The organism is Pseudomonas oryzicola (assembly GCF_014269185.2).
Taxonomy (GTDB): domain Bacteria; phylum Pseudomonadota; class Gammaproteobacteria; order Pseudomonadales; family Pseudomonadaceae; genus Aquipseudomonas; species Aquipseudomonas oryzicola.
Map to the genome: position 1 here is coordinate 777345 of NZ_JABWRZ020000002.1, position 21285 is coordinate 798629.

Genomic DNA, 21285 nt, shown 5'->3' on the forward strand with positions numbered 1-21285 from the left:
TCCTGAAACCTCACCCCACCCAATGATAAACCGGCGCATCAACGCCACTTTCCACCTTCACTTCACTGCTATGCCGCAAGCGCACCAGCAGCCGTTTCCCCGCTGCCGTACTCCCCGCCAGCCCTTCCAGGCGGTCGAGCAACTCCGGCCCGCTCATCTGCCCCGCCAGGCGCAACACATCGCGCGCCGCAGTCCATTGCCCATCATCCTGGCGCGACGGTGCCACCGTTGCCGCCGCAGCCGCCTGCGCCAGTGCCGGCTCCTCTTGCCGACGCAGTTGCGCCCACTCTTCCGGCTCCAGCTCGATGGTCAGGTCTACCGGCCAGTCACCGATCTGTCCACGAATTCTCATGATGCATTCCTTGAACCCAGGTCAATGCAACCATGCTACCCGAACATGAAACCTGCGCCACGCAGGCTGGCAGCGCGCAGAAAAATTGTTATAACATAACCACACTTTTCAGCCGCCCCGGAGTCGTCCATGCGCCGCCTGCTGCTCGCCCTGCCCTTTGCCTTGCTGCCCCTGGCCGTGGCCCAAGCCCACGACGAAGGCCATGATCATGACCACGCCCATGGCACCCTTGGCGCCCACGAGCACGGCGTGGCCAGGCTCAACGCCGTGCTCGACGGCAATACCCTTGAACTGGAGCTGGACAGCCCGGCCATGAACCTGGTCGGTTTCGAACACGCTGCCAGCAGCGATGCCGACAAAGCCAAGGTCGCGGCAGTGCGTCAGCAGCTCGAACAGCCGCTGAAACTGTTCGGCCTGGCGGCTGCCGCCGGCTGCAAGGAAGACCAGCAAGAGCTGGAAAGCCCGCTGTTCGGTGACGCACCGAAAGCCGACGACGAGGGCGACGAACATGACCACGAGCACCCACACAGCGACATCGGCGCCCACTACCAACTGACCTGCGCCAGCCCGGATAAACTGGCGCAACTGGACCTCGCGCCGCTGTTCAAGGCCTTCCCGGCCACGCAGAAAATCAACGTGCAACTGATCGGCGCCAACGGCCAGAAGGGCGCGGAAGCCACGCCGGCCAAGGCAGCGGTCGCGTTCTGAATGCGCCAGCCGTTGATCCAACTGCATGACCTGGTGTTCGCCTGGCCAGGCCAGCCCGCGCTGCTGGACATACCGGCGTTCCAACTGGACGCTGGCGAGGCCCTGTTCCTCAAAGGCCCCAGCGGCAGTGGCAAAACCACCTTGCTCGGCCTGCTGGGCGGAGTGAATGTACCAGCCAAGGGCCGCATCCATTTGCTCGGCCAGGACCTCGGCCAACTGGGCCAGGGCGCCCGTGACCGCTTCCGGGTTGACCACACTGGCTATATCTTCCAGCAGTTCAACCTGCTGCCGTTCCTCTCGGTACGTGAGAACGTCGAGCTGCCCTGCCGCTTCTCGCGCAGCCGCAAGGTCCGCGCCGAGCAGCGCCATGGCAGTGTCGACCAGGCGGCCAGCACGTTACTGGCCCATCTGGGCCTGGGCGATCGCATGTTGCTCACCCGCCGCGCCGACAGCCTGTCGATCGGCCAGCAGCAACGGGTTGCCGCCGCCCGCGCGCTGATCGGCCAGCCCGAGCTGGTGATCGCCGACGAACCGACCTCGGCGCTCGACGCCGACACCCGCGAAGCCTTCATCCGCCTGCTGTTCGATGAATGCCGCGCCGCTGGCGCCAGCCTGCTGTTCGTCAGCCATGACCAGAGCCTGGCGCCGCTGTTCGACCGTCACCTGTCGCTGGCCGAACTCAACCGTGCCGCCACGCCCCGGGAGGCCTGATGTACTTGCTTCGCCTTGCCTTGGCCAGCCTGGCCAACCGCCGCTTCACCGCGTTCCTCACCGCCTTTGCCATCGCCCTGTCGGTGTGCCTGTTGCTGGCCGTGGAGCGGGTGCGTACCGAGGCGCGTGCCAGCTTCGCCAGCACCATCAGCGGCACCGACCTGATCGTCGGTGCCCGCTCCGGTTCGGTGAACCTGTTGCTGTACTCGGTGTTTCGCATCGGCAACGCCACCAACAACATCCGCTGGGACAGCTACCAGCACTACGCCAAGGACCCGCGAGTAAAATGGGCCATCCCCATCTCGCTGGGCGACTCGCACCGTGGCTATCGGGTAATGGGCACCACCGGCGACTACTTCAGCCATTACCAGTACGGCCGTCGCCAGCACCTGGAGCTCAGCCAGGGCCGCGCGTTTGCCGATGACCCGTTCGAGGTGGTGCTGGGTGCCGAAGTGGCTGATGCGTTGCACTACAAGCTCGGCGACAAGCTGGTACTGGCCCATGGTGTGGCCGCGGTCAGCCTGGTCAAGCACGACGACAAACCGTTCACGGTGGTTGGCGTGCTCAAGCGCACCGGCACGCCGGTCGACCGTACCCTGCATATCGGCCTGGGCGGCATGGAGGCCATCCACATCGACTGGCACAACGGCGTGCCGGCCCGTGGTGCCGGGCGCATCAGCGCTGAGCAGGCGCGCACGATGGACCTGCAACCCGCCGCCATCACCGCATTCATGCTCGGCCTGAACAACAAGATCGCCACCTTCAGCCTGCAGCGGGAGATCAATGAATACCGCAGCGAGCCATTGCTGGCGATCCTGCCCGGGGTGGCCCTGCAGGAGTTGTGGAGCCTGATGGGGACTGCCGAGCAGGCATTGTTCGTGGTGTCGCTGTTCGTCGTGCTGACCGGTTTGATCGGCATGCTCACGGCGATCCTCACCAGCCTGAACGAGCGCCGGCGGGAGATGGCGATCTTGCGCTCGGTTGGCGCCAGGCCGTGGCATATCGCCGGGCTACTGGTTCTGGAAGCGCTCTCGCTGGCAGCGGTCGGGATCGTCGCCGGGCTTGGCTTGCTGTATGCCGGTATCGCCCTGGCGCAAGGCTATGTGCAGGCCAACTATGGCTTGTACCTGCCGCTGGCCCTGCCCAGTGCTCATGAGTGGACATTGCTGGCTATCATCCTGGGGGCAGCGCTGTTGATGGGCAGCGTGCCGGCGTGGCGGGCCTATCGGCAGTCGCTGGCCGATGGCCTGTCGATACATTTGTGAGAGCCTGTAATGATCCGAAACTTCACTGCCTTCTTCGCAGGCACGCCCGCGAAGAGACCCGCACTGCACACGCTGCTGATCCTGCTGCTGACAGTAGCAATGCCGCTGTGGGCCGCCGAACCACGCGAACTGGACTGGCCTTCCCTCATCCCCGAAGGCGCACCGGTCATCCCGCCGCAACTCGCGCCGCTGCACGACATGTCGCAGCTCGGCAACGCCCTGTCCGCCGAATCGGCGCCTCCGGCGCGCCAGCAGGCTCCTGACGCGCCGGTGGTAAAAAGCCTTGACGGCCAGCAGATCAAGCTGCCCGGCTATATCGTGCCGCTGGAGGTGAGCGAAGAGGGCCGCACCACCGAGTTCCTGCTGGTCCCCTACTACGGTGCGTGCATCCATGTGCCACCGCCACCGTCGAACCAGATCGTGCATATCTTCAGCGAAATGGGCGTGCGCATCGAAGACCTCTACCAGCCTTACTGGATCGAGGGAAAGCTTCAGGTTAGAGCCTCCAGCAGCGAACTGGCGGATGCCGGCTACCAGATGGAAGCCGAGAAAATATACGCTTATGAGCTGAAGTGAGAACTGTTTCTAGTTTGTGACGACGCTTCTTTGAGCTGGGTCAAACTTTCTGTTTAAACGCATCCGTACCATTGGACCACTCGATTACTCACGTCCTCTGGGAGCTTCCATGAACAAGAACTTGCTCGGCGCCTCACTCGTGGCCCTTGCGCTCGCCGCACCCGCCGCCCACGCCTATCAGGCAGGCGATATGATCCTGCGCGCCGGCGCCATTACCACCGCTCCCAACGAAAGCAGTGGCGACCTCAAGTTCGATGGCAACAAGGTTTCGGGCACCAAGGCTACCCTCGACAGCGACACCCAGCTGGGCCTGACCTTCGCCTACATGCTCACCGACCACGTCGGCCTGGAGCTGCTGGCTGCCACCCCGTTCAAGCACACCGTCGGCGTCAAAGGCCTGGGTGGCGGCCTGGATGGCAAGCTGGCAGACATCAAGCAACTGCCACCGACCCTGTCGCTGCAGTACTACCCGATGGAGCCAAGCTCAAAATTCCAGCCGTATGCAGGCGTGGGCATCAACTACACCCTGTTCTTCGATGAAGACCTCAGCAGCGCCCGCAAGCAGCAGGGCTTCAGCAACCTGAAGCTGCAGGACTCGGTCGGTATCGCCGGTCAGCTGGGCATGGACTACATGCTCACCGACAACCTGCTGGTCAACGCCGCGGTCTGGTACGTCGACATCGACACCAAGGCCACCGTCGACGGCCCGTCCGCTCTGGGCTTCAGCAAGACCAAGGTCGACGTCGAAGTCGACCCATGGGTGTACATGGTCGGCCTTGGCTACAAGTTCTGACCTGAACACTGCAGGGCGGCTTCGGCCGCCCTCGCCCGTCGTAGCCACAGCCAATACCCCAGCGCGACCGCGCTGATGGCCATCCCCAGGCCACACACCGCAGCCCAACCCCAACGGGCGAACACCCAACTCACCAGCAAAGCCCCAGCCCACTGCCCGAGAAAGGGCGAGCGGTTTCTGTTCGCACCAGGTGAGGCACGTTTGGAGTGGGTGGAGGGTATTACCGGGCTGGCGCTGGAAACATTGCAGGCACGAACCCACGGTCGACGTGTGCTGGCTGCCAAGGATTGCCAGCGCAACGTGGTGCAGCATCAGTGATTATCGGGGGCTGCTCTGCAGCCCATCGCGAGGCAAGGGGCGCAAAGCGCCGCGAAGGTTTCAGCCCTTGCCCAAAAGCCGTGCCAGGCCTTCGGCAATCGGCGTCGCCTGGGGGAAATCGAACCGCGCCAGCAAGCGCTGATTATCCGCCCGCGAGTGGCGAATATCACCCGAACGCGCCGCCGCATAGCTGATTGGCGGCAAGCTACCGACCACCGTCTTCAGCGCCGCCAGCAACTGGTTCAGCGAGGTGGCCTGGTTGAGGCCGATGTTCACCGCCCCCTCCTCGACCTGCGCCTGCTCCAGCGCCTGCATCATTACCTGCACCAGGTCACCCACGTAGAGGAAGTCCCGCGTCTGCTCGCCGTCGCCGAATACCGTGATCGGCAAACCCTGCACCGCGCGCTCGGAGAAGATGCTGATTACTCCGGAGTAAGGCGAGGATGGGTCCTGACGTGGCCCGAAGATATTGAAGAAGCGGAACACCACCGGCTCCAGGCCATGCTGGCGACGGTAGAAGTCCAGGTACTGCTCGCTGGCCAGCTTGTCCACGGCATAGGGTGTCAACGGTGCCTTGGGGGTGTCTTCGGCAATCGATTCGCCTTCGCCATTGTTGCCATATACCGCCGCGCTTGAGGCGAACAATACCCGGCGCAGGCCGTGCACGCGCATGGCTTCGCAGACGTTGAGGGTGCCGACAAAATTGCTCTGGTGGGTCCGTACCGGGTCTTCGACCGAGGCCTGTACCGAGGCCACCGCCGCCAGGTGCACCACGGCACTGCAGCCGGCCGCCGCCTGCGTGACCAGCCCGGCATCGGCGACATCGCCTTCAATCAGCTGCAGCCGCGGGTGATCGACCTGCAGGTTGCCGCGCCGGCCAGTGGAGAAGTCGTCGAGAATGCGTACAGCGTAGCCTTTGTCCAACAACGCATCGCACAGGTGGGAGCCAATGAAGCCGGCACCGCCGGTGATCAGGATGGGGGCGTCAGCCATGGCGGTAGAACCGGTCCAGTAGGGGCGGCAAGCCAGCGCGCCAGGCACGCGGTTTGATGCCGAAGGTATGAAGGATTTTCTTGCAGGCCAGGACTGCGTGCTGCGGCTCTTCGCTGGCATCCGGCCGCGCGGCATGCGCCTGTGGCGTCGGTGCCTGCACAGCCAACTGGCGATAGTGGCCGGCCTCGGCGAGGATCGCCTGACCCAGCGCCAGCGGCGTGGTCGCCTCGTTGCCGGCGTAGTGGTAGGTGCCCCACAGCGGCGCATTGCAATCCAGTTGCTTGAGCACCGAAAGAATGACCCGGGCGGCATCGTCGACCGGCGTCGGGTTGCCGCGCCGGTCATCGGCCAGCAACAGTTCCTGCGGTTGTTCGGCACGGGTCAGAAAGCGGCCCAGCGCGCCGTCGATGCTTTCATCGAGCAACCAGCCAAAGCGCAGCAGCACATGTTGCGGGCAAGCCGCACGCACGCTCTGTTCGATACGCCACAGTGCCTGGCCGCGCAGGCCCAACGGCACCGGTTCGTCCTTTTCGCTGTAGGCCGTGGCCCGCGAACCATCGAATACCCGGTAGCTGGAAGGCTGCACCAGGGTGATCTGGTGATGCTGACACAGCTCCGCCAAACGCTCCACCGCCCGCTCCTGCAGGGCCAGGCGTTGCTCGCTGACCGTCTCGGCCTGGAACCAGTCGAAGTAGTAGGCCAGATTGACCAGCGCATCGGGGCGATGGTCATCGAGCAACTGGGTAAGGCTGGCCGGGGTCCAGCCGTTCTCGGGCGGGCGCGGCGCCAGGAAAGCGATGTCCTCCTCGGCCCCAAGGCGAATCAGCGCTTGCCCGAGGGCATTGCCACCACCCAACAGCATTAGGCGCATACGCATAGAGTCAGCAGATCCGGAGAGGTTGATGAACGGAAAGGGGCATTTTGCGGTTTCCGCTACGGGAAGTCCAACCACAGGTCTTGTTGGATGACCTGTACCAGTTCATTCGCGGGCAGACCCGCTCTTGCAAATACAGTGTCATCTCTGTGAATCAACCCGCGAAGAGCCCGGCACAGCACTACTACTATTCAATCTCGAACAGACTGTTACGCAACGGCCGCTCGCTCAATCGCTCACGTATATCGTCATCTATGCGCGGATCATCCGGCTGGTACAGTTTCACCTGGCGGAAGATGCTGGCGCGATTGATCTGCTCACCCAGGTACTCCCAAACCACCCGGGTGCATGCTGGGTTGCGCCGGTCACCGCTGGATACGCCCGCCTTCAGGCCGTTAAGGCGAGTGATGCGGCTTTTGAAACTGGGGATGAGGATGGTGTGACTCATCTCATTGAAGGTCAGCGACTCGTAGTCGACCAGGAACATCCGGTCCTGCAGCTGGAACGCCGCGCCCAGGTAACGGCAACGCACCTCGGCATGGTGGTCGATGGTGCTGGAGCGCTCCTGGCGCTCCTCACGCTCGAACAGGAAGCGCCCACGCTCTTCCCACAGGTGCACCAGCGACACCAGGACAGTGCCCGGGACCGACATGCAGTTGGAATACTCCAGGTAATAGCCGCAATAACGCGAAAGATTGCCGCCATGGTCGTGCAACGGGCGGAACAGCTCGCTGATCGGGTCGCCGGATGGCTCGACCAGAGCGGGAACGCGGGCACTGATCAACTGGCTGAACTGCTCGGGTGGCAAATTCAGTTCGTATTCCTCGACGCCAAAAAAATCACCGATGCGCTTGAGGTTGAAAGCGGTCGGACGGCTCTGCCCACTCAGGTACTTGTTGAACTGGGCGCGATTGATCGAGAGCTGGCGGCAAACTTCGGAGATAGAGCGGTAATGACTACAGGCGAATTTGAGGTTGGTAGCGAAATTATCGCTCATGACACGGAACCCAGGTGACGCGAATGACGCCAGTGTAGCAGCAAGTCGCACCAATTTGGAGCAACCCGCGAAATTGTAACCGCTCTTGTCATGGCCAACCATGCGCGCCAACGAATAGCGGTGCGCCTGCCGTCCGCTGGTCTTTCCACACGAACAATAAGAATCGAGGTCATTTTCAAATGCTCGAAGTACTCAACGATTTCCTCTCGGGGAAACTGCTCATCGTGCTGATCGTGGGGCTGGGTAGCTACTTCACCATCCGTTCCCGGTTCGTCCAGTTCCGCCACTTCGCTCACATGTTCAGTGTGTTCAAAGAATCGCTGCGTGGCCAGGCAGGCCAGCTGAGCTCGTTCCAGGCCCTGATGCTGAGCCTGGCCGGCCGTGTAGGCGCCGGTAACATCGCCGGTGTCGGTATTGCCGTGACCCTGGGTGGCCCAGGCGCGGTGTTCTGGATGTGGGTTACCGCACTGGTAGGCATGTCCAGCAGCTTCTTCGAATGCACCCTGGCCCAGGTCTACAAGCGCGCCGACGGCGACGGCCTGTACCGTGGCGGCCCGGCCTACTACATCCAGCACGGCCTGAAGCTGAAAAGCATGGCCATCGTGTTCTCGATCCTGCTGCTGGTCACCTACGGCTTCGCCTTCATCGGCCTGCAGTCGTACACCGTGACCCACTCGCTGCAGAACGCCTTCGCCTTCGACCCCAAGCACACCGGCATCGTCCTCGCCGTGCTGCTGGCCATCACCTTCATCGGCGGCATCAAGCGCATTGCCGCAGTGTCGGACCTGCTGGTACCGGTCAAGACCCTGGCCTACATCGGCGTGACCCTGTACGTGATCGGCACCCAGATCGAGCACGTGCCAGCCATGCTGGAAACCATCTTCAAGAGCGCCTTCGGCCTCGACCCAGCGTTTGGCGGCCTGCTCGGCAGCGCCATTGTCATGGGCGTGAAACGTGGCGTGTTCGCCAACGAAGCAGGCCTGGGCAGTGCGCCGAACGTCGCCGCCGTGGCTGCCGTGAAACACCCGGGTGCCCAGGGCGTGGTCCAGGCCTTCAGCGTGTTCCTCGACACTTTCGTGATCTGCACCTGCACCGCCCTGCTGATCCTGCTGTCGGGCTTCTACACCCCAGGCTTCGAAGGTGACGGCATCGTCCTGACCCAGAACTCGCTGGCCGCCGTGGTCGGTGACTGGGGCCGCGTGTTCGTCAGCGTTGCGCTGTCGCTGTTCGTCTTCACCTGCATCCTCTACAACTACTACCTGGGCGAGAACAGCCTGCAGTTCCTCAGCCGCAACCGCGTGGTGCTGATGGTGTTCCGCGGCCTGGTGCTGGCGCTGGTGGTATGGGGTTCGCTGCAAGACCTGTCGACCGTGTTCGCTTTCGCCGACATCACCATGACCTGCCTGGCGTTCGTCAACCTGGTGGCCCTGGCCCTGCTGTTCAAGGTCGGCCTGCGAGTCATGCGCGACTACGACGACCAGCGCAAGGCGGGTGTCGACCAGCCGGTGTTCGATTCGGCCAAATTCGCCGACCTCGACCTGGACCGCAACGCCTGGCCTGCCAATCCGCAGGTGGAAAGCGCCACTGACAAAGCAGTTGGCCAAGCGCAAACCCAGCGCTGATATTCTGGCTTGCCAAGCCGCCCCATCCGCGGGCGGCTTTTCTTTTTCCGCTCACTGCTACGGATACTTTCCATGCGTGCAGTAAAGAATCTCCTCGTACTTTATACCGGGGGCACCATCGGCATGCTCGAAACCCCCGAAGGCCTGGCGCCGGCAGGTGGTTTCGAAGCGCGGATGCGCGAGCATTTCGCCTTGATGGCCGATGCGCCGAAGGTAAATTGGGCCCTGCGGGAAATGAACCCGCTGCTCGACAGCGCCAACATGCAACAGCACAACTGGCTGGCGATGCGCGATGCCATCGTCGCAGCCGTGGACGCTGGCCATGACGGTGTACTGGTACTGCACGGCACCGACAGCCTGGCCTACAGTGCTGCTGCCTTGTCGTTCCTGTTGCTGGGCCTGCCGGTGCCGGTGCTGCTGACCGGCTCCATGCTGCCGGCAGGTGCGGCTGGCAGCGATGCCTGGGATAACCTGTGTGGTGCGCTGCGCCAGTTCGAACACGGCCTGCAGGATGGCGTGCAGTTGTACTTCCACGGCCAGTTGTTGCATGGTTGCCGGGCATCGAAGCTGCGCAGCGAGGCCTTCGACGCCTTTGCCGCGCTGCCGCGTCATCGCGACGGCGAGCGGGCGGCGGCGATTCCCGCCGAGCTGGGCTACCGGCACCCGCGGCAACCGGTCAACCTGGCCGTAGTGCCGGTGTTCCCGGGCTTGCAGGCCTGCCATCTGCAAGCCGTGCTGGACAGTGGCGTGCAAGGCTTGCTGCTGGAGTGCTATGGCAGTGGTACCGGGCCGTCGGACGACCAGGCACTGCTGGATGTGCTGAGCGCGGCGCGCCAGCGGGGCGTATTGCTGGCCGCGATTAGCCAGTGCCCAGAGGGCTCGGTGGTGTTCGATACCTATGCGGCCGGTAACCGCTTGCGCGGGGCCGGGCTGGTCAGCGGTGGCGGCATGACCCGCGAGGCAGCGCTAGGCAAGATGCTGGCGCTGCTGGGCGCGGGGTTGGACGTGGATGCAGCCGAACAGTGGTTCGCGCTGGATCTGTGTGGGGAGCGGGTTTAGCCGCTAAAGGGCCCCGACAGGCAACGGAAAATGGCGGAAGGCAGCGGGAGTCGAACCTGCCCGGGAACGGCTGCCGTCCCCAACCGGGTTTGAAGCCCGGCCGCGCCACCGGGCGCGATTGCCTTCCTTGAACTCAGTGCCTGGCCTGCTGTTGGGCCAGGGCGCTGTCGGCGCGAATGTGACGCTGATCGGCCACCCTCCGGGTCAGGCCAATGCGGTCGAAATACTCCAGAATCTGCACACTGCGTTTACGACCGATGCCCAACATATCGCGAAACGCGGCAACCTGCACTATCGGCGTTTCCCTGGCCTGCCCCAGCAGCAGCTCTGCCATGCGCCGTAGCGTCGCCTCGGGGTAGAACAGGTCGCGCACCACCTGGTGCACCAGGCCCAGCCGGGCCAGCTTGCGCAGCAACAGGCGCACATCGGCTTCAGCACAATTTTCCTCGCTCGCCAGTGTCCTGACCCACGGCGGATCGTATTGCCCCGCCAGCAACCTGGGCTGCAAGCGGGCCCACAAGGCACTGTCGGCTTCGCTCAGCTGCACCTTGTGCTCCGGCAGGTGCAGCCAGGGGCCGCTGCTGGCGATGGCGCCCTCATCGAGCAGTTCTTCCACCAGGCTGACGAAAGCGGGCCGTTCCAGCGGCAACGCGGCAAAACGGCGCAGCCGATCACGGTCCGGGCCCAACTGGTCGGGCTCCTGCTCGTGGAACAGCGCCAACTGCCCCAGCACCAGGCGCTTGAGCGCCTGCCACTGGTCGCTGGCAAACAGCAATTGGCCCTGCCGGGTGGCTACCACCCGTGCATTGCCCGGCAACTGCCAGGTATCGCGCAGGCGGTTGAACTGCCGTTCGAGACGCTGCGGGTCGATACCTCCCGGGGCGCTGGCGAGCAGTGCCGGTAGAGCGTGCTCCAGGTCCTCGGCATCGCGCAGCACCTGTAGCTGCCGCAGGCGCTGTTCGCTGCGGCGCTGACGGCTTGGCGCGAACGGGTCGAGCACCCTGCCACCGCCCAGGGTGCGCTGGGCGCGCTGGTCGCGCAGCACCAGGCGGTCGCCATGCACGGCTTGCAGCGGCGCGTTGAGCAGCAGTTGGGCGAACATACGCTGGCCCGCCACCAGGGTTTCTCCTTCGAGCAACGCCACCCGGGCGGTGACATCCTGGGTACCGAGGTGCACGTGCACGGCACTGAAATGTTCGAAGGTGCGGGTTTCGCCCGGCAACAGGTTCAGCTCGATATCGACCCGCATGCTGGGCGCATGCAGCCACTCGGGTACCAGCCAGTCACCACGATGCAGATGCTCTACCGCCAGGCGTTCGGCAGCGATGTTCAGTGCCACCCGCTGGCCCGCTTGGGCGACCAGTGCGGCCTGGTTCTGTGCATGCAGGCCGCGTACCCGCACCGGCTTGCCAGCCTTGCCCAACAACAAGGTCTCGCCAGCACTGACTCGCCCGGCCAGCGCGGTGCCGGTCACCACCACACCCGCACCGGTAACGGCGAAGGCACGGTCGACGGCCAAGCGGAAACCACCGCGGGTGCTGCGCTGGCGCACATGCTGTTGCGCCGCCAGCAGGGCCTGGCGCAGGGCATCGACGCCTTCGCCGGTGACGCTCGACAGCGGAAATTGCCGCGCCCCGGCATACGGCCCCGGCGCCAGCAATGCATCGACCTGCGCCTGCACTTCGGCCAGGCGCGCCGGCTCGACCCGGTCGCATTTGCTGATCGCCACCAGGGCCTGGGGAATGCCCAGCAGTTCGATGATGGCCAGGTGCTCGCGGGTTTGCGGCATCACCCCATCGTCGGCAGCCACCACCAGCAGCACCAGGTCGATGCCATGGGCACCAGCCAGCATGTTGTGAATGAAGCGCTCATGGCCCGGCACATCGATGAAGCCGGTCAACGCTGCCCCCTCGGACAGCGCCGCATAGCGGTAGCCGAGATCGATGGTCATGCCACGGGCGCGCTCTTCCTGGCGCTGGTCCCCGGCCTGGCCGGTCAGTGCCTGCAGCAATGCGGTCTTGCCATGGTCGATGTGGCCGGCGGTTCCTACGATCACTGCACCGGCCCCAACTGCAGGGCAGGCAACTGTGCCAGCCACTGGGCTTCGTCATCCAGCTGGCGCAGGTCCAGCCACAGGGCGTCGTCGTCGATACGGCCGAGCACCGGCACCGGCAGATCACGCAAGGCCCGCTCCAGCACATGCAGGCTGCGCCCGCGCAGCTTTTTCGACACCTGCGGGCGCAGGCACAGTGCCGCACTCGGCAGGCGCGCTACCGGCTGGCTGCCACTGCCGATCATGCCCAGTGCCGGTTCCACGCTGACCTGCCATGGCTCACCGAGGCAGGCTTTCAGCTCAGGGGCCAGGCGTTCGGCCTGGGCCTGGATCTCGGCCGGGTTGCGGGTCAGCAGGCGCAGGCTGGGCAGGCGTTCGGCCAGGCGGTCGGGGTTGCGGTACAGCGCCAGCACCGCTTCGAGGGCCGCGAGGGTGATCTTGTCGACACGCAGGGCACGCTTGAGCGGGTTCTTCTTGATCCTCGCGATCAGCGCCTTGCGACCGACGATGATCCCGGCTTGCGGCCCGCCCAGCAGCTTGTCGCCACTGAAGGTGACGATATCGGCGCCATCGGCGAGGGCCTGGCGCACGGTCGGCTCGGCAGGCAGGCCCCAGCGAGTCAGGTCGAGCAGGCTGCCGCTGCCCAGGTCTTCAAGCAACGGCAAGTCATGTTGGTGGGCGATGCGCGCCAGCTCGGCGGTGGCGACCTGGGTGGTGAAGCCCTGAATGCTGTAGTTACTGCAATGCACACGCATCAGCAAGCCGGTGCGCGGATTGATGGCGGCCTCGTAATCGCGGGCGTGGGTGCGGTTGGTGGTGCCGACCTCGTGCAGCTTCACGCCGGCGCGGGCCATGATGTCGGGGATACGGAAGGCACCGCCGATCTCGATCAGTTCGCCGCGGGAGATGATGCCCTCCTTGCGCGCGCCCAGGCTGTTCAGCGCCAGCAGCACGGCGGCGGCATTGTTGTTGACCACGGTGACGGCTTCGGCGCCGGTCAGCTCGCGGATCAGGCCTTCGATCAGGTCGTCGCGGTCGCCGCGCTTGCCGGTGGCCAGGTCGAATTCCAGGTTGAGCGGGTAACGGGCGGCGGTCTGCATGGCCTCGACGGCTTCCTCCGGCAGCAAGGCGCGGCCAAGGTTGGTGTGCAGCACGGTGCCGGTGAGGTTGAAGACGCGGCGGACCTGGCTGCGCTGCTGATGGGCCAGGCGTTCGCCGGCGCGGCCCAGCAGGACCTCGGCGGCGAGTTCGGCGGCGCTGAGCTGGCCATCGCGGGCGGGGTCACGCAGGTCGTCGAGCAGTTGGCGCAGGGTAGCCAGCACGGCGTCGCGGCCGTGGCGGTCGATCAGCGGGAGGCAGGCTGTGTGGCGCAAAAGGGTGTCAATGGAGGGCAGGCGTGGGGTGTCGCTGGCTAGGCTGGAGGACATGCGGTACTACCTTGGACTATTCCGTTGTCTGTACTGGCCTCTTCGCGGGTAAACCCGCTCCCACAAGGCCCGCGCAGTTTTTGAGGCTTGCGCGGTACCTGTGGGAGCGGGTTTACCCGCGAAGAAGGCGACTCGGTCTTACAGTGTAGACACTCACCCACTACCCGGGCGCGAGCATCAGGTTCGGTGCCAACCGATGGAAGCCCTCCTCGTCCAGGCGCATATCCAGCGCCAGGCTGGCCAGGTCGTCGGCCAGGGGCTCGGCGGCCGCGTCGTTTTCCAGGTAGTTGTGCTTCAGGTAGCTTTTGCACGCGGGGCAGCACTCGGCCCGCAACGGCGCCTTGCCCGGGGCATGGCGATCGTCGTCGAGGCTGGTGTAGCGCAAGTCCTTGCTCGACTCGCAATACACGCACTTGACCCGCACCACATGCCATTCACAGGCACACAGCGAACAGGCCAGGTAGCGCAGGCCATTGTGCTTGCCACGGTTGCGCACCACCCCGGCCATTGCTGGTGAACCACAGGCCGGGCACTGCGCCAGGCTGCCGGCAGGCTTGAGTTCGGGCGCGGGCAGTGCCAGCAGCCAGCTGCCCCAGGCCGCCTGCAACGCGGCGCCGAGAAATGGCACCAACGCCGCAGGCACGGCATCGTACTGGCCGGCAAGCAAGGCGATACCCCAGCCCTTGCGTTGATCGTCGCCACTGCTGCGCAGGGCTTGCAGCGCCTCCCCCAACGGACCGCTGGTGTCCGCGTCAAAGTGGCCAAGCAAGGCCTGCAACCAGGCCAGCCACGGACCTTCGCGCACCAGGCTGTCAGCCGCCAGCGGCGGCAACCCATGACTGATGCACAGGCGCTGACGCTGCTCGGCCACCGGCATATCGCCGGGTGGGTTATCCACAAGCTGCTGCTGAATGCGGCACAACCGGGCCGCCAGCTTCAGGTAATCGCCAAGGGCATTGCCCTCGGCCAGCTGTTCCAGGCGCGCGGCGCGCAGCTCGAACAGGTTGCCAGGGGGCAGATGCAGAAACGGCGGCATCACCGCCGACGCTTCGATCTGCCCGGGTTCGAGTATCGTGCTCAAGCGCTCATCCTTCTTTCCGTCCGTGACTGCCCGGGGTCTTGTCGCCGGTCACTTCGCGGTACCACAACTCATGGTGCTTGCGCGCCCAGGCGCGGCTGACCCAGCCATGCAGCATGGCGCCGACCGAGCCCTTGATCCAGATGCCGGCGTAGATGTGCACGATGATACTGAGGATCAGCACGAACGCCGCCAGGGCATGGAGCAAGGTGGCCAGGCGAATGGCGCCTATGTCGAAGTACTGGCTGAACCAGGCACGCCAGATCACCACGCCGCTGAGCAACAGGATCAGCATGCACACCAGCAGGGTCCAGAACAGCAGTTTCTGGCCGGCGTTGTATTTGCCGATCGGCGGTACGCCGTCCTCCTTGTTCAGCATGACCCGATCGATACGACGCAGCCATAGGCGATCGTTGGCGGTGATGAAGTTCGCGCGCCAGAAGCGCAGCACCAGGCCGAGGAAGAACACGAACATGGCCATGCCCAGGAACGGGTGTAGGATACGCGTCCATGGCCCGCCGCCGAACAAATGGCTGAGCCAGAACAGCGCTGGATGGAACAGCGCCAGCCCGGACAGCCCGGCGAGGACGAACAGGATCGCGACGACCCAGTGGTTGCTGCGTTCGTTGGCGTTGTAGCGCAGGATGGGTTTGTTGTCGTTCATGGTCGCTGCTCCTCCTGGCCACCGGGCCTGGTCGGGTCATAGACATGCACCGACGGGTCCACCTGATGCACGCTTTCGTCGGGCGGTGCCGGGTGCTCGTCCTCCTCCACGCGCTGTGGCCCGACCCGCACATAGTGGAAGAACCCGGCCAGCACCGCCGCGCCCATGGCCAACAGCGCCAGCGGCTTGGTAATGCCCTTCCACAACCCTACCAGCGGGCTGATCACCGGCTGGTCCGGCAGGCCGGCGTACAGCTTCGGCGTGTCGGCATGGTGCAGCACATACATCACATGGGTACCGCCGACGCCGTCCGGGTCATACAACCCGGCCTTGTCGTAGCCCCGCGACTGCAGGTCGACGATGCGCTCGGCGGCATGCACCTTCATCTCGTCCTTGCTGCCGAACACGATCGCCCCGGTCGGGCAGGTTTTCACACAGGCCGGTTCCAGGCCCACGGTCACCCGGTCGGAACACAGGGTGCACTTGTACGCCTTGTGGTCCTTCTGCGAGATCCGCGGGATGTTGAACGGGCAGCCAGTGATGCAGTAACCGCAGCCGATGCAGTGGTCCTGGTTGAAATCGACGATGCCGTTGGCGTGCTTGATGATCGCGCCCGGGCTCGGGCAGGCCTTCAGGCACCCTGGCTCGGCGCAATGCATGCAGCCGTCCTTGCGGATCAGCCACTCCAGGTTGCCGTCGTCGCGCTCGTGCTCGGTGAAACGCATCAGGGTCCAGGTCTCGGCGGTGAGGTCCTGGGGGTTGTCGTAGGTGCCGTGGTTGTGGCCGACCTCGTCACGCAGTTCGTTCCACTCCGAACACGCCACCTGGCAGGCCTTGCAGCCGATGCACTTGGTGGTGTCGATCAGCTTGGCGACTTCCTGCTGCTGGCGTACCGAAGGCGGTACGGTGGTGGTGGCCGAGCGGGCGATGATGTCTTGGCTGGCCATCAGAGTTTCTCCACTTTGACGAGGAACGACTTGGACTCCGGCGTCTGCGTGTTGCCGTCACCGAGGAACGGCACCAGGGTGTTGGTCAGGTAGCCGTGCCGGGTGGTACCGGTGAAGCCCCAGTGCAACGGGATGCCGATCTGGTGCACGGTCTGGTTGTTGACCTTGAGCGGGCGAATCCGCTTGGTCACCACCGCCACCGCCTCGATATGCCCGCGCTTGCTCGACACCCGCACCCGGTCGCCGGCCTTGATGCCCTTCTCGTTGGCCAGCACCTCGCCAATCTCGACGAACTGCTCGGGCTGGGCGATGGCGTTGAGCCGGCAATGCTTGCTCCAGAAGTGGAAGTGCTCGGTCAGCCGGTAGGTGGTCGCCGCGTACGGGAACTCCTCGTGCTTGCCGAGGGTGTCCCACACCGAATCGAAGATACGCCCGGCCGGGTTGCTGGTGGCCTTCTTGTTCTGCGGATGCAGCGGGTTGATACCGATCGGCGTCTCGAACGGCTCGTAGTGCTCGGGGAACGGCCCCTCGGCCATCTTGTCGATGGCGAAGAACCGCGCCACGCCCTCGGGGTTCATGATGAACGGGTTCATGCCGGCCTCGGGCGGCGAGTCGACCTTGAAGTCGGGCACGTCGGTACCGGTCCAGGCCTTGCCGTTCCACCATACCAGGCGCTTCTTCTCGGCGTCCCACGGCTTGCCTTGCGGGTCGCTGGAGGCACGGTTGTAGAGGATGCGGCGGTTGGCTGGCCAGGCCCAGGCCCAGTTCTGCACCTGGTGCATGCCGTACGGGTCGCTATTGTCGCGGCGAGCCATCTGGTTGCCCTGCTCGGTCCAGCAGCCGGCGAAGATCCAGCAGCCGGACGCGGTGCTGCCGTCGTCCTTCAACTGGCCGAAACCGGCCAGCTGCTGGCCGGCCTTGATCACTGCGCCGGTCGGGTCGGTGACGTCGGTCACTGCCCAGCCGTTCATTTCCCTGGCCAATTCCTCCGGGGATGGCTCTGCGGGGATCTTGTATGGCCAGCTGATGTTCATCAGCGCGTCCGGGTAGGCGCCGCCCTCGGCCTGGTAGCGTTGGCGCAGGCGCAGGAACAGCTCGCTCATGATCTGCACGTCGGTGCGGGTCTCGCCTGGGCCGTCGGCGCCCTTCCAGTGCCACTGCAGCCAGCGGCTGCTGTTGACCAGCGAACCGTCTTCCTCGGCGAAGCAGGTGGTGGGCAGGCGGATCACTTCGGTCTGGATATTGGCCGTGTCGACGTCGTTGAACGGCCCGGCATTGCGCCAGAACTCCGAAGTCTCGGTGGCCAGCGGGTCCATGATCACCAGCCACTTGAGCTTGCCCAGGGCCGCGGTGACACGGTTCTTGTCCGGCAGCGCGGCAATCGGGTTGAAGCCCTGGCACATGTAGCCGTTGACCTTGCCCTGGCCCATCATCTCGAACATGCGCAGCACGTCGTAGGCTGGCACGTCGAGCTTGGGCAGCCAGTCGTAGCCCCAGTTGTTTTCTGCCGTGGCGTTGGCGCCGTACCAGGCCTTCATCAGGCTGACGTGGAACTTGCCGTAGTTCTGCCAGTACGACAGCTGGCCCGGGCGCAGTGGCTTGGAGGCGCGCTTGTCGATGTAGGCGGCGTAGTCCTGTTCGGCATCGCCGGGCAGGGTCAGGTAACCCGGCAGCGAGTTGGACAGCAGGCCGAGGTCGGTCAGGCCTTGGATGTTGGAGTGGCCGCGCAAGGCGTTGACCCCACCACCCGGCATGCCGACGTTGCCCAGCAGCAACTGGACCATCGCCGCGCTGCGAATGATCTGCGCGCCGATCGAGTGCTGCGTCCAACCGAGTGCGTAGAGGATCGTCATGGTCTTGCCCGGTACCGAGCAGGTGGCGATCTCTTCCCAGATCTTCAGCATGGCGTCCTGCGGCATGCCACAGGTCATGCTGGCCAGTTCCGGGGTGTAGCGGCTGTAGTGCTGCTTCATCAGCTGGAACACGCAACGCGGGTGCTGCAAGGTCGGATCGACCTTGGCAAAACCGTCCTCACCCAGCTCGTAGCCCCAGCCGGACTTGTCGGCATACACGCGCTTGGCTTCGTCATAGCCGCTGAACAGCCCGTCCTCGAAACCATAGGTCTCTTTGACGATGAACGACACGTCGGTGTAGTTGCGCACGTATTCGTGCTGGATCTTGTCGTTGCTCAGCAGGTAGTTGATCAGCCCGCCCATGAACGCGATGTCGGTGCCGGTGCGGATTGGCGCGTAGTAGTCCGCCACCGAAGCGGTACGGGTAAACCGCGGGTCGACCACGATCAGCCGCGCCTTGTTGTGCGCCTTGGCCTCGGTCACCCACTTGAAGCCGCACGGGTGCGCTTCTGCTGCGTTGCCACCCATCACCAGGACCAGATTCGCGTTGGCGATATCGGACCAGTGGTTGGTCATGGCGCCACGGCCGTACGTCGGGGCAAGACTTGCCACCGTCGGGCCATGTCAGACACGTGCCTGGTTATCGAACCCCAGCATGCCTGTTGCGCGGATGACCTTGTGGGTCAGGTAGCCCGCCTCGCTGGAGGCGGCGGAAGCCGCGAGAAAACCGGTGGTGAGCCAGCGGTTTACCGTTTGCCCCTGGGCGTTCTTCTCGATGAAGTTGGCATCGCGGTCCTGCTTCATCAGCTCGGCGACGCGGTCGAGCGCCTCGTCCCAGCTGACCCGCACCCACTCCTTGCTGCCCGGCTTGCGTACCTCGGGGTACTGCAGGCGGCTCGGGCTGTGGATGAAGTCCAGCAGGCCGGCGCCTTTCGGGCAGAGGGTGCCGCGATTGACCGGATGGTCGGCGTCACCTTCGATATGGATGATGTTCTGTTTGACGTTCTTGCCCGCATCACCCTGGCTGTACATGATCAGGCCACAGCCGACCGAGCAGTAGGGGCAGGTGTTGCGGGTTTCTTTGGTATGCGCCAGCTTGAAGTGACGCACCTGCTCGGCGAATGCCGGTGTCGGGGCCATGCCCAACGCCGCAAGGCTCGAGCCTCCAAGGCCGACGGCGGCGACCTTGAAGAATTGCCGACGGTTCAGGTCCATCGTGCACTCCTGATCAGGTGGTGGACGCACGGAACTTGGCCGGCGCCTCTTGGTAGTCACGGTGACGGCCAATTGATGGCTGCCAACAGGTAAGACTAGCCAAGAATCGCGAAGCTGCGATGACCTGGGTCAGCTACAGCCTTGGTTGCTGACCTTGCCTATGCCATCCACCACTGGCCAATCAGCAACGCGGCAGGTTGCGTACCACATTCAGCGCCGCGCTGCTCTGCGCCACGGGCATGATCTCGACGCTATTGATATTCACATGCCCCGGCTGCTCGGCAATCCAGGCCACCGTGGCGGCAATGTCTTCGGGCAGAATGGCCTGTACGTCACGGTACAGGGCCTGCACGGCCTCCAGGTCGCCATTGAGGCGCACCACCGAGAAATCGGTGCCCGAGCACAGCCCCGGCTCGATGTTGCTCACCCGCACCCGAGTACCGGCCAGGTCGGCGCGCAGGTTGAGGCTGAACTGCCGGACGAAGGCCTTGCTGGCACCATAGACGTTACCGCCCGGGTAGGGGTAGGTGCCGGCAATGGAGCCGATGTTGATGATCATGCCACTGTCGGCTTCGACCATCTGTGGCAGGATCTTGTGCGTGACCATGGCCAGGCCGGTGATGTTGGTGTCGATCATGCGCTGCCAGTTTTCCGCACTGCTGGCCTGGGCACGATCTACGCCCAGCGCCAGCCCGGCGTTGTTGACCAGCAGGTCGATGTGCAGCGATGCGTCCTGGATCTGCGCCATCGCGGCCGCGATCGACGCAGGGTCGGTGACGTCCAGCGCCAGCGGGATGAAATTGACCCCCAGCTCGGCTTCCAGCGACTGCAGCTTGTCCATGCGCCGGGCACCGCCGATCACCCGATAGCCCTTGCCGACCAGGGTGCGACAGATGGCACGGCCAAAGCCTGCGGAAGCGCCGGTTACAAATGCGGTTTTCATCAGTTGTCTCCTATGGGATGGGGTCAGGCCAGGTACTTCACGCCGAGGCTGGTGAACAGGCAGAGCATCGAGAACACCAGCGCCTTGCGCACCACCTCGTTACCCTTGCGCAGGGCCAGTGCACTGCCCAGGTGGTTACCCAGGATGTTGCAGGCCACCAGCGGCAGCGCCAGCAGGTATACGACCTTGCCGGCCATGACAAAGGCCACCAGCGCACCGATGTTGGACGCGAAGTTGAAGGTCTTGGAGTTGGCCGAGCTGGAGACCAGGTCCATGCGCAGCAGATAGTGGAAGGCGATGATGAACATGCTGCCGGTACCAGGGCCGAAGAAGCCGTCATAGAAACCGATGGCCAGGCAGGTCAGCGGGACCACGGTAAACAGCATGCGCGACGACAGCTCGCGTTCCTCGACCGGGCGATCCTTCGGCGTGAGGAAGATGAGGATGCCGAAGGGGATAAGCGCCAGGATGATCTTGCCTACGGTCTCCTGGGAAATCGACACGATCAGGTGCGCCCCCAGGTAGGCTCCGAGCAACGAGAACGGCACGCCGACCAAGGCCACCTGCCAGACCATCCTGCTGTTGGCCAGGAAGTTGCGGATAGCAGCCAGTGTGCCTAGGGTACTCACCAGTTTTTCCTGGCCAAGGGCCACTTGCGGCGGCATGCCGACCAGCAGGAAGCCCGGCACCAGGAACAACCCGCCGCCCCCGGCGATGCTGTCGACGAAGCCGGCGATGAAGGCAATCGCGCCCAGCATGAGGATGGCGAGTAACCAGTGTTCCGCCCAGAAAGCGCCTAACAGTTCCATAACAATACTTCCATCGAGTCAGTGAAGG

General features: G+C 64.5%; 19 protein-coding genes, 1 tRNA gene and 1 pseudogene. 7 read left to right on the forward strand and 14 right to left on the reverse strand.

Annotated features, from left to right (window positions below):
* Positions 1–10: 10 nt before the first annotated feature.
* A complete protein-coding gene (locus HU760_RS21755; protein WP_186678941.1) occupies positions 11–352 on the reverse strand; it encodes a hypothetical protein in 342 nt (113 codons plus the stop codon).
* A gap of 129 nt (positions 353–481) precedes the next feature.
* On the opposite strand from HU760_RS21755, the gene HU760_RS21760 reads away from it, so the two are divergent.
* The 5 genes from HU760_RS21760 (at position 482) to HU760_RS21780 (ending at position 4405) form a co-directional block, all read left to right on the forward strand.
* Positions 482–1060, forward strand: coding sequence for a DUF2796 domain-containing protein (locus HU760_RS21760; protein WP_186678942.1), 579 nt, complete (start codon positions 482–484; stop codon positions 1058–1060).
* Positions 1061–1771: an ABC transporter ATP-binding protein gene (locus HU760_RS21765; protein WP_186678943.1), complete on the forward strand. Its 711-nt coding sequence runs from the start codon at positions 1061–1063 to the stop codon at positions 1769–1771.
* The gene (locus HU760_RS21770; RefSeq protein WP_186678944.1) at positions 1771–3036 is read left to right on the forward strand and encodes an ABC transporter permease; all 1266 of its coding nucleotides are present in this window, start codon (positions 1771–1773) and stop codon (positions 3034–3036) included. The genes HU760_RS21765 and HU760_RS21770 overlap by 1 nt, the downstream gene beginning before the upstream one ends.
* A gap of 63 nt (positions 3037–3099) precedes the next feature.
* Entirely contained in the window at positions 3100–3612 is a 513-nt protein-coding gene (locus HU760_RS21775) for a DUF3299 domain-containing protein (RefSeq protein ID WP_186679001.1), read from the forward strand.
* A gap of 109 nt (positions 3613–3721) precedes the next feature.
* The gene (locus tag HU760_RS21780; RefSeq protein WP_186678945.1) at positions 3722–4405 is read left to right on the forward strand and encodes an OmpW/AlkL family protein; all 684 of its coding nucleotides are present in this window, start codon (positions 3722–3724) and stop codon (positions 4403–4405) included.
* On the opposite strand, the pseudogene HU760_RS24530 reads toward HU760_RS21780, so the two are convergent.
* The 4 genes and pseudogenes from HU760_RS24530 to HU760_RS21795 all read right to left on the reverse strand — a co-directional run.
* Positions 4393–4566 (reverse strand): annotated as a pseudogene (locus HU760_RS24530) (MFS transporter); the annotation flags it as partial. The gene HU760_RS21780 and the pseudogene HU760_RS24530 overlap by 13 nt on opposite strands.
* 217 nt (positions 4567–4783) lie before the next feature.
* Positions 4784–5716: an NAD-dependent epimerase/dehydratase family protein gene (locus HU760_RS21785; protein WP_186678947.1), complete on the reverse strand. Its 933-nt coding sequence runs from the start codon at positions 5714–5716 to the stop codon at positions 4784–4786.
* A complete protein-coding gene (locus HU760_RS21790) occupies positions 5709–6593 on the reverse strand; it encodes a sugar nucleotide-binding protein (RefSeq protein WP_170028042.1) in 885 nt (294 codons plus the stop codon). The genes HU760_RS21785 and HU760_RS21790 overlap by 8 nt, the downstream gene beginning before the upstream one ends.
* 184 nt (positions 6594–6777) lie before the next feature.
* On the reverse strand, positions 6778–7587 hold the full coding sequence (locus HU760_RS21795) for a helix-turn-helix domain-containing protein (protein WP_186678949.1): 810 nt from the start codon (positions 7585–7587) through the stop codon (positions 6778–6780).
* A gap of 179 nt (positions 7588–7766) precedes the next feature.
* Between HU760_RS21795 and HU760_RS21800 the strand changes: the two genes are divergently transcribed.
* Together HU760_RS21800 and HU760_RS21805 are read left to right on the forward strand one after the other, a co-directional pair.
* Positions 7767–9209: an alanine/glycine:cation symporter family protein gene (locus HU760_RS21800; protein WP_186678951.1), complete on the forward strand. Its 1443-nt coding sequence runs from the start codon at positions 7767–7769 to the stop codon at positions 9207–9209.
* A 72-nt stretch (positions 9210–9281) separates the two neighbouring features.
* The gene (locus HU760_RS21805) at positions 9282–10268 is read left to right on the forward strand and encodes an asparaginase (protein WP_186678953.1); all 987 of its coding nucleotides are present in this window, start codon (positions 9282–9284) and stop codon (positions 10266–10268) included.
* Positions 10269–10299: 31 nt separating this feature from the next.
* Here HU760_RS21805 and HU760_RS21810 read toward each other — a convergent pair.
* From HU760_RS21810 to HU760_RS21850, 9 genes are all read right to left on the reverse strand, one after another.
* Positions 10300–10395: transfer RNA gene (locus tag HU760_RS21810), tRNA-Sec, on the reverse strand.
* Between the two features lie 6 nt (positions 10396–10401).
* Positions 10402–12324: a selenocysteine-specific translation elongation factor gene (gene selB, locus HU760_RS21815; protein WP_186678955.1), complete on the reverse strand. Its 1923-nt coding sequence runs from the start codon at positions 12322–12324 to the stop codon at positions 10402–10404.
* The gene (gene selA / locus HU760_RS21820; RefSeq protein ID WP_186678957.1) at positions 12321–13748 is read right to left on the reverse strand and encodes an L-seryl-tRNA(Sec) selenium transferase; all 1428 of its coding nucleotides are present in this window, start codon (positions 13746–13748) and stop codon (positions 12321–12323) included. The genes selB and selA overlap by 4 nt, the downstream gene beginning before the upstream one ends.
* 160 nt (positions 13749–13908) lie before the next feature.
* Entirely contained in the window at positions 13909–14829 is a 921-nt protein-coding gene (gene fdhE / locus HU760_RS21825) for a formate dehydrogenase accessory protein FdhE (RefSeq protein WP_186678960.1), read from the reverse strand.
* A gap of 4 nt (positions 14830–14833) precedes the next feature.
* Positions 14834–15490 (reverse strand): formate dehydrogenase subunit gamma, encoded by a 657-nt coding sequence (locus tag HU760_RS21830; RefSeq protein ID WP_186678963.1) that lies wholly within the window; start codon positions 15488–15490, stop codon positions 14834–14836.
* Positions 15487–16437, reverse strand: coding sequence for a formate dehydrogenase subunit beta (gene fdxH / locus HU760_RS21835; protein ID WP_186678966.1), 951 nt, complete (start codon positions 16435–16437; stop codon positions 15487–15489). The genes HU760_RS21830 and fdxH overlap by 4 nt, the downstream gene beginning before the upstream one ends.
* On the reverse strand, positions 16437–19505 hold the full coding sequence (fdnG, locus tag HU760_RS21840; RefSeq protein WP_186678969.1) for a formate dehydrogenase-N subunit alpha: 3069 nt from the start codon (positions 19503–19505) through the stop codon (positions 16437–16439). The genes fdxH and fdnG overlap by 1 nt, the downstream gene beginning before the upstream one ends.
* 181 nt (positions 19506–19686) lie before the next feature.
* Positions 19687–20448 carry an SDR family NAD(P)-dependent oxidoreductase gene (locus HU760_RS21845; RefSeq protein ID WP_186678971.1) on the reverse strand — a complete coding sequence of 254 codons (762 nt, stop codon included), beginning with the start codon at positions 20446–20448 and terminating at the stop codon, positions 19687–19689.
* Positions 20449–20471: 23 nt separating this feature from the next.
* Positions 20472–21257: a sulfite exporter TauE/SafE family protein gene (locus tag HU760_RS21850; RefSeq protein WP_186678973.1), complete on the reverse strand. Its 786-nt coding sequence runs from the start codon at positions 21255–21257 to the stop codon at positions 20472–20474.
* Positions 21258–21285: the final 28 nt, after the last annotated feature.

Excerpts from the sequence above, each read along its gene's own strand:
- HU760_RS21755 (WP_186678941.1), bottom strand. The coding sequence starts at position 352 with ATGAGAATTCGTGGACAGATCGGTGACTGGCCGGTAGACCTGACCATC.
- HU760_RS21760 (WP_186678942.1), top strand. The coding sequence starts at position 482 with ATGCGCCGCCTGCTGCTCGCCCTGCCCTTTGCCTTGCTGCCCCTGGCC.
- HU760_RS21765 (WP_186678943.1), top strand. The coding sequence starts at position 1,061 with ATGCGCCAGCCGTTGATCCAACTGCATGACCTGGTGTTCGCCTGGCCA.
- HU760_RS21770 (WP_186678944.1), top strand. The coding sequence starts at position 1,771 with ATGTACTTGCTTCGCCTTGCCTTGGCCAGCCTGGCCAACCGCCGCTTC.
- HU760_RS21780 (WP_186678945.1), top strand. The coding sequence starts at position 3,722 with ATGAACAAGAACTTGCTCGGCGCCTCACTCGTGGCCCTTGCGCTCGCC.
- HU760_RS21785 (WP_186678947.1), bottom strand. The coding sequence starts at position 5,716 with ATGGCTGACGCCCCCATCCTGATCACCGGCGGTGCCGGCTTCATTGGC.
- HU760_RS21790 (WP_170028042.1), bottom strand. The coding sequence starts at position 6,593 with ATGCGTATGCGCCTAATGCTGTTGGGTGGTGGCAATGCCCTCGGGCAA.
- HU760_RS21795 (WP_186678949.1), bottom strand. The coding sequence starts at position 7,587 with ATGAGCGATAATTTCGCTACCAACCTCAAATTCGCCTGTAGTCATTAC.
- HU760_RS21800 (WP_186678951.1), top strand. The coding sequence starts at position 7,767 with ATGCTCGAAGTACTCAACGATTTCCTCTCGGGGAAACTGCTCATCGTG.
- HU760_RS21805 (WP_186678953.1), top strand. The coding sequence starts at position 9,282 with ATGCGTGCAGTAAAGAATCTCCTCGTACTTTATACCGGGGGCACCATC.
- selA (WP_186678957.1), bottom strand. The coding sequence starts at position 13,748 with ATGTCCTCCAGCCTAGCCAGCGACACCCCACGCCTGCCCTCCATTGAC.
- HU760_RS21830 (WP_186678963.1), bottom strand. The coding sequence starts at position 15,490 with ATGAACGACAACAAACCCATCCTGCGCTACAACGCCAACGAACGCAGC.
- fdxH (WP_186678966.1), bottom strand. The coding sequence starts at position 16,437 with ATGGCCAGCCAAGACATCATCGCCCGCTCGGCCACCACCACCGTACCG.
- HU760_RS21845 (WP_186678971.1), bottom strand. The coding sequence starts at position 20,448 with ATGAAAACCGCATTTGTAACCGGCGCTTCCGCAGGCTTTGGCCGTGCC.
- HU760_RS21850 (WP_186678973.1), bottom strand. The coding sequence starts at position 21,257 with ATGGAACTGTTAGGCGCTTTCTGGGCGGAACACTGGTTACTCGCCATC.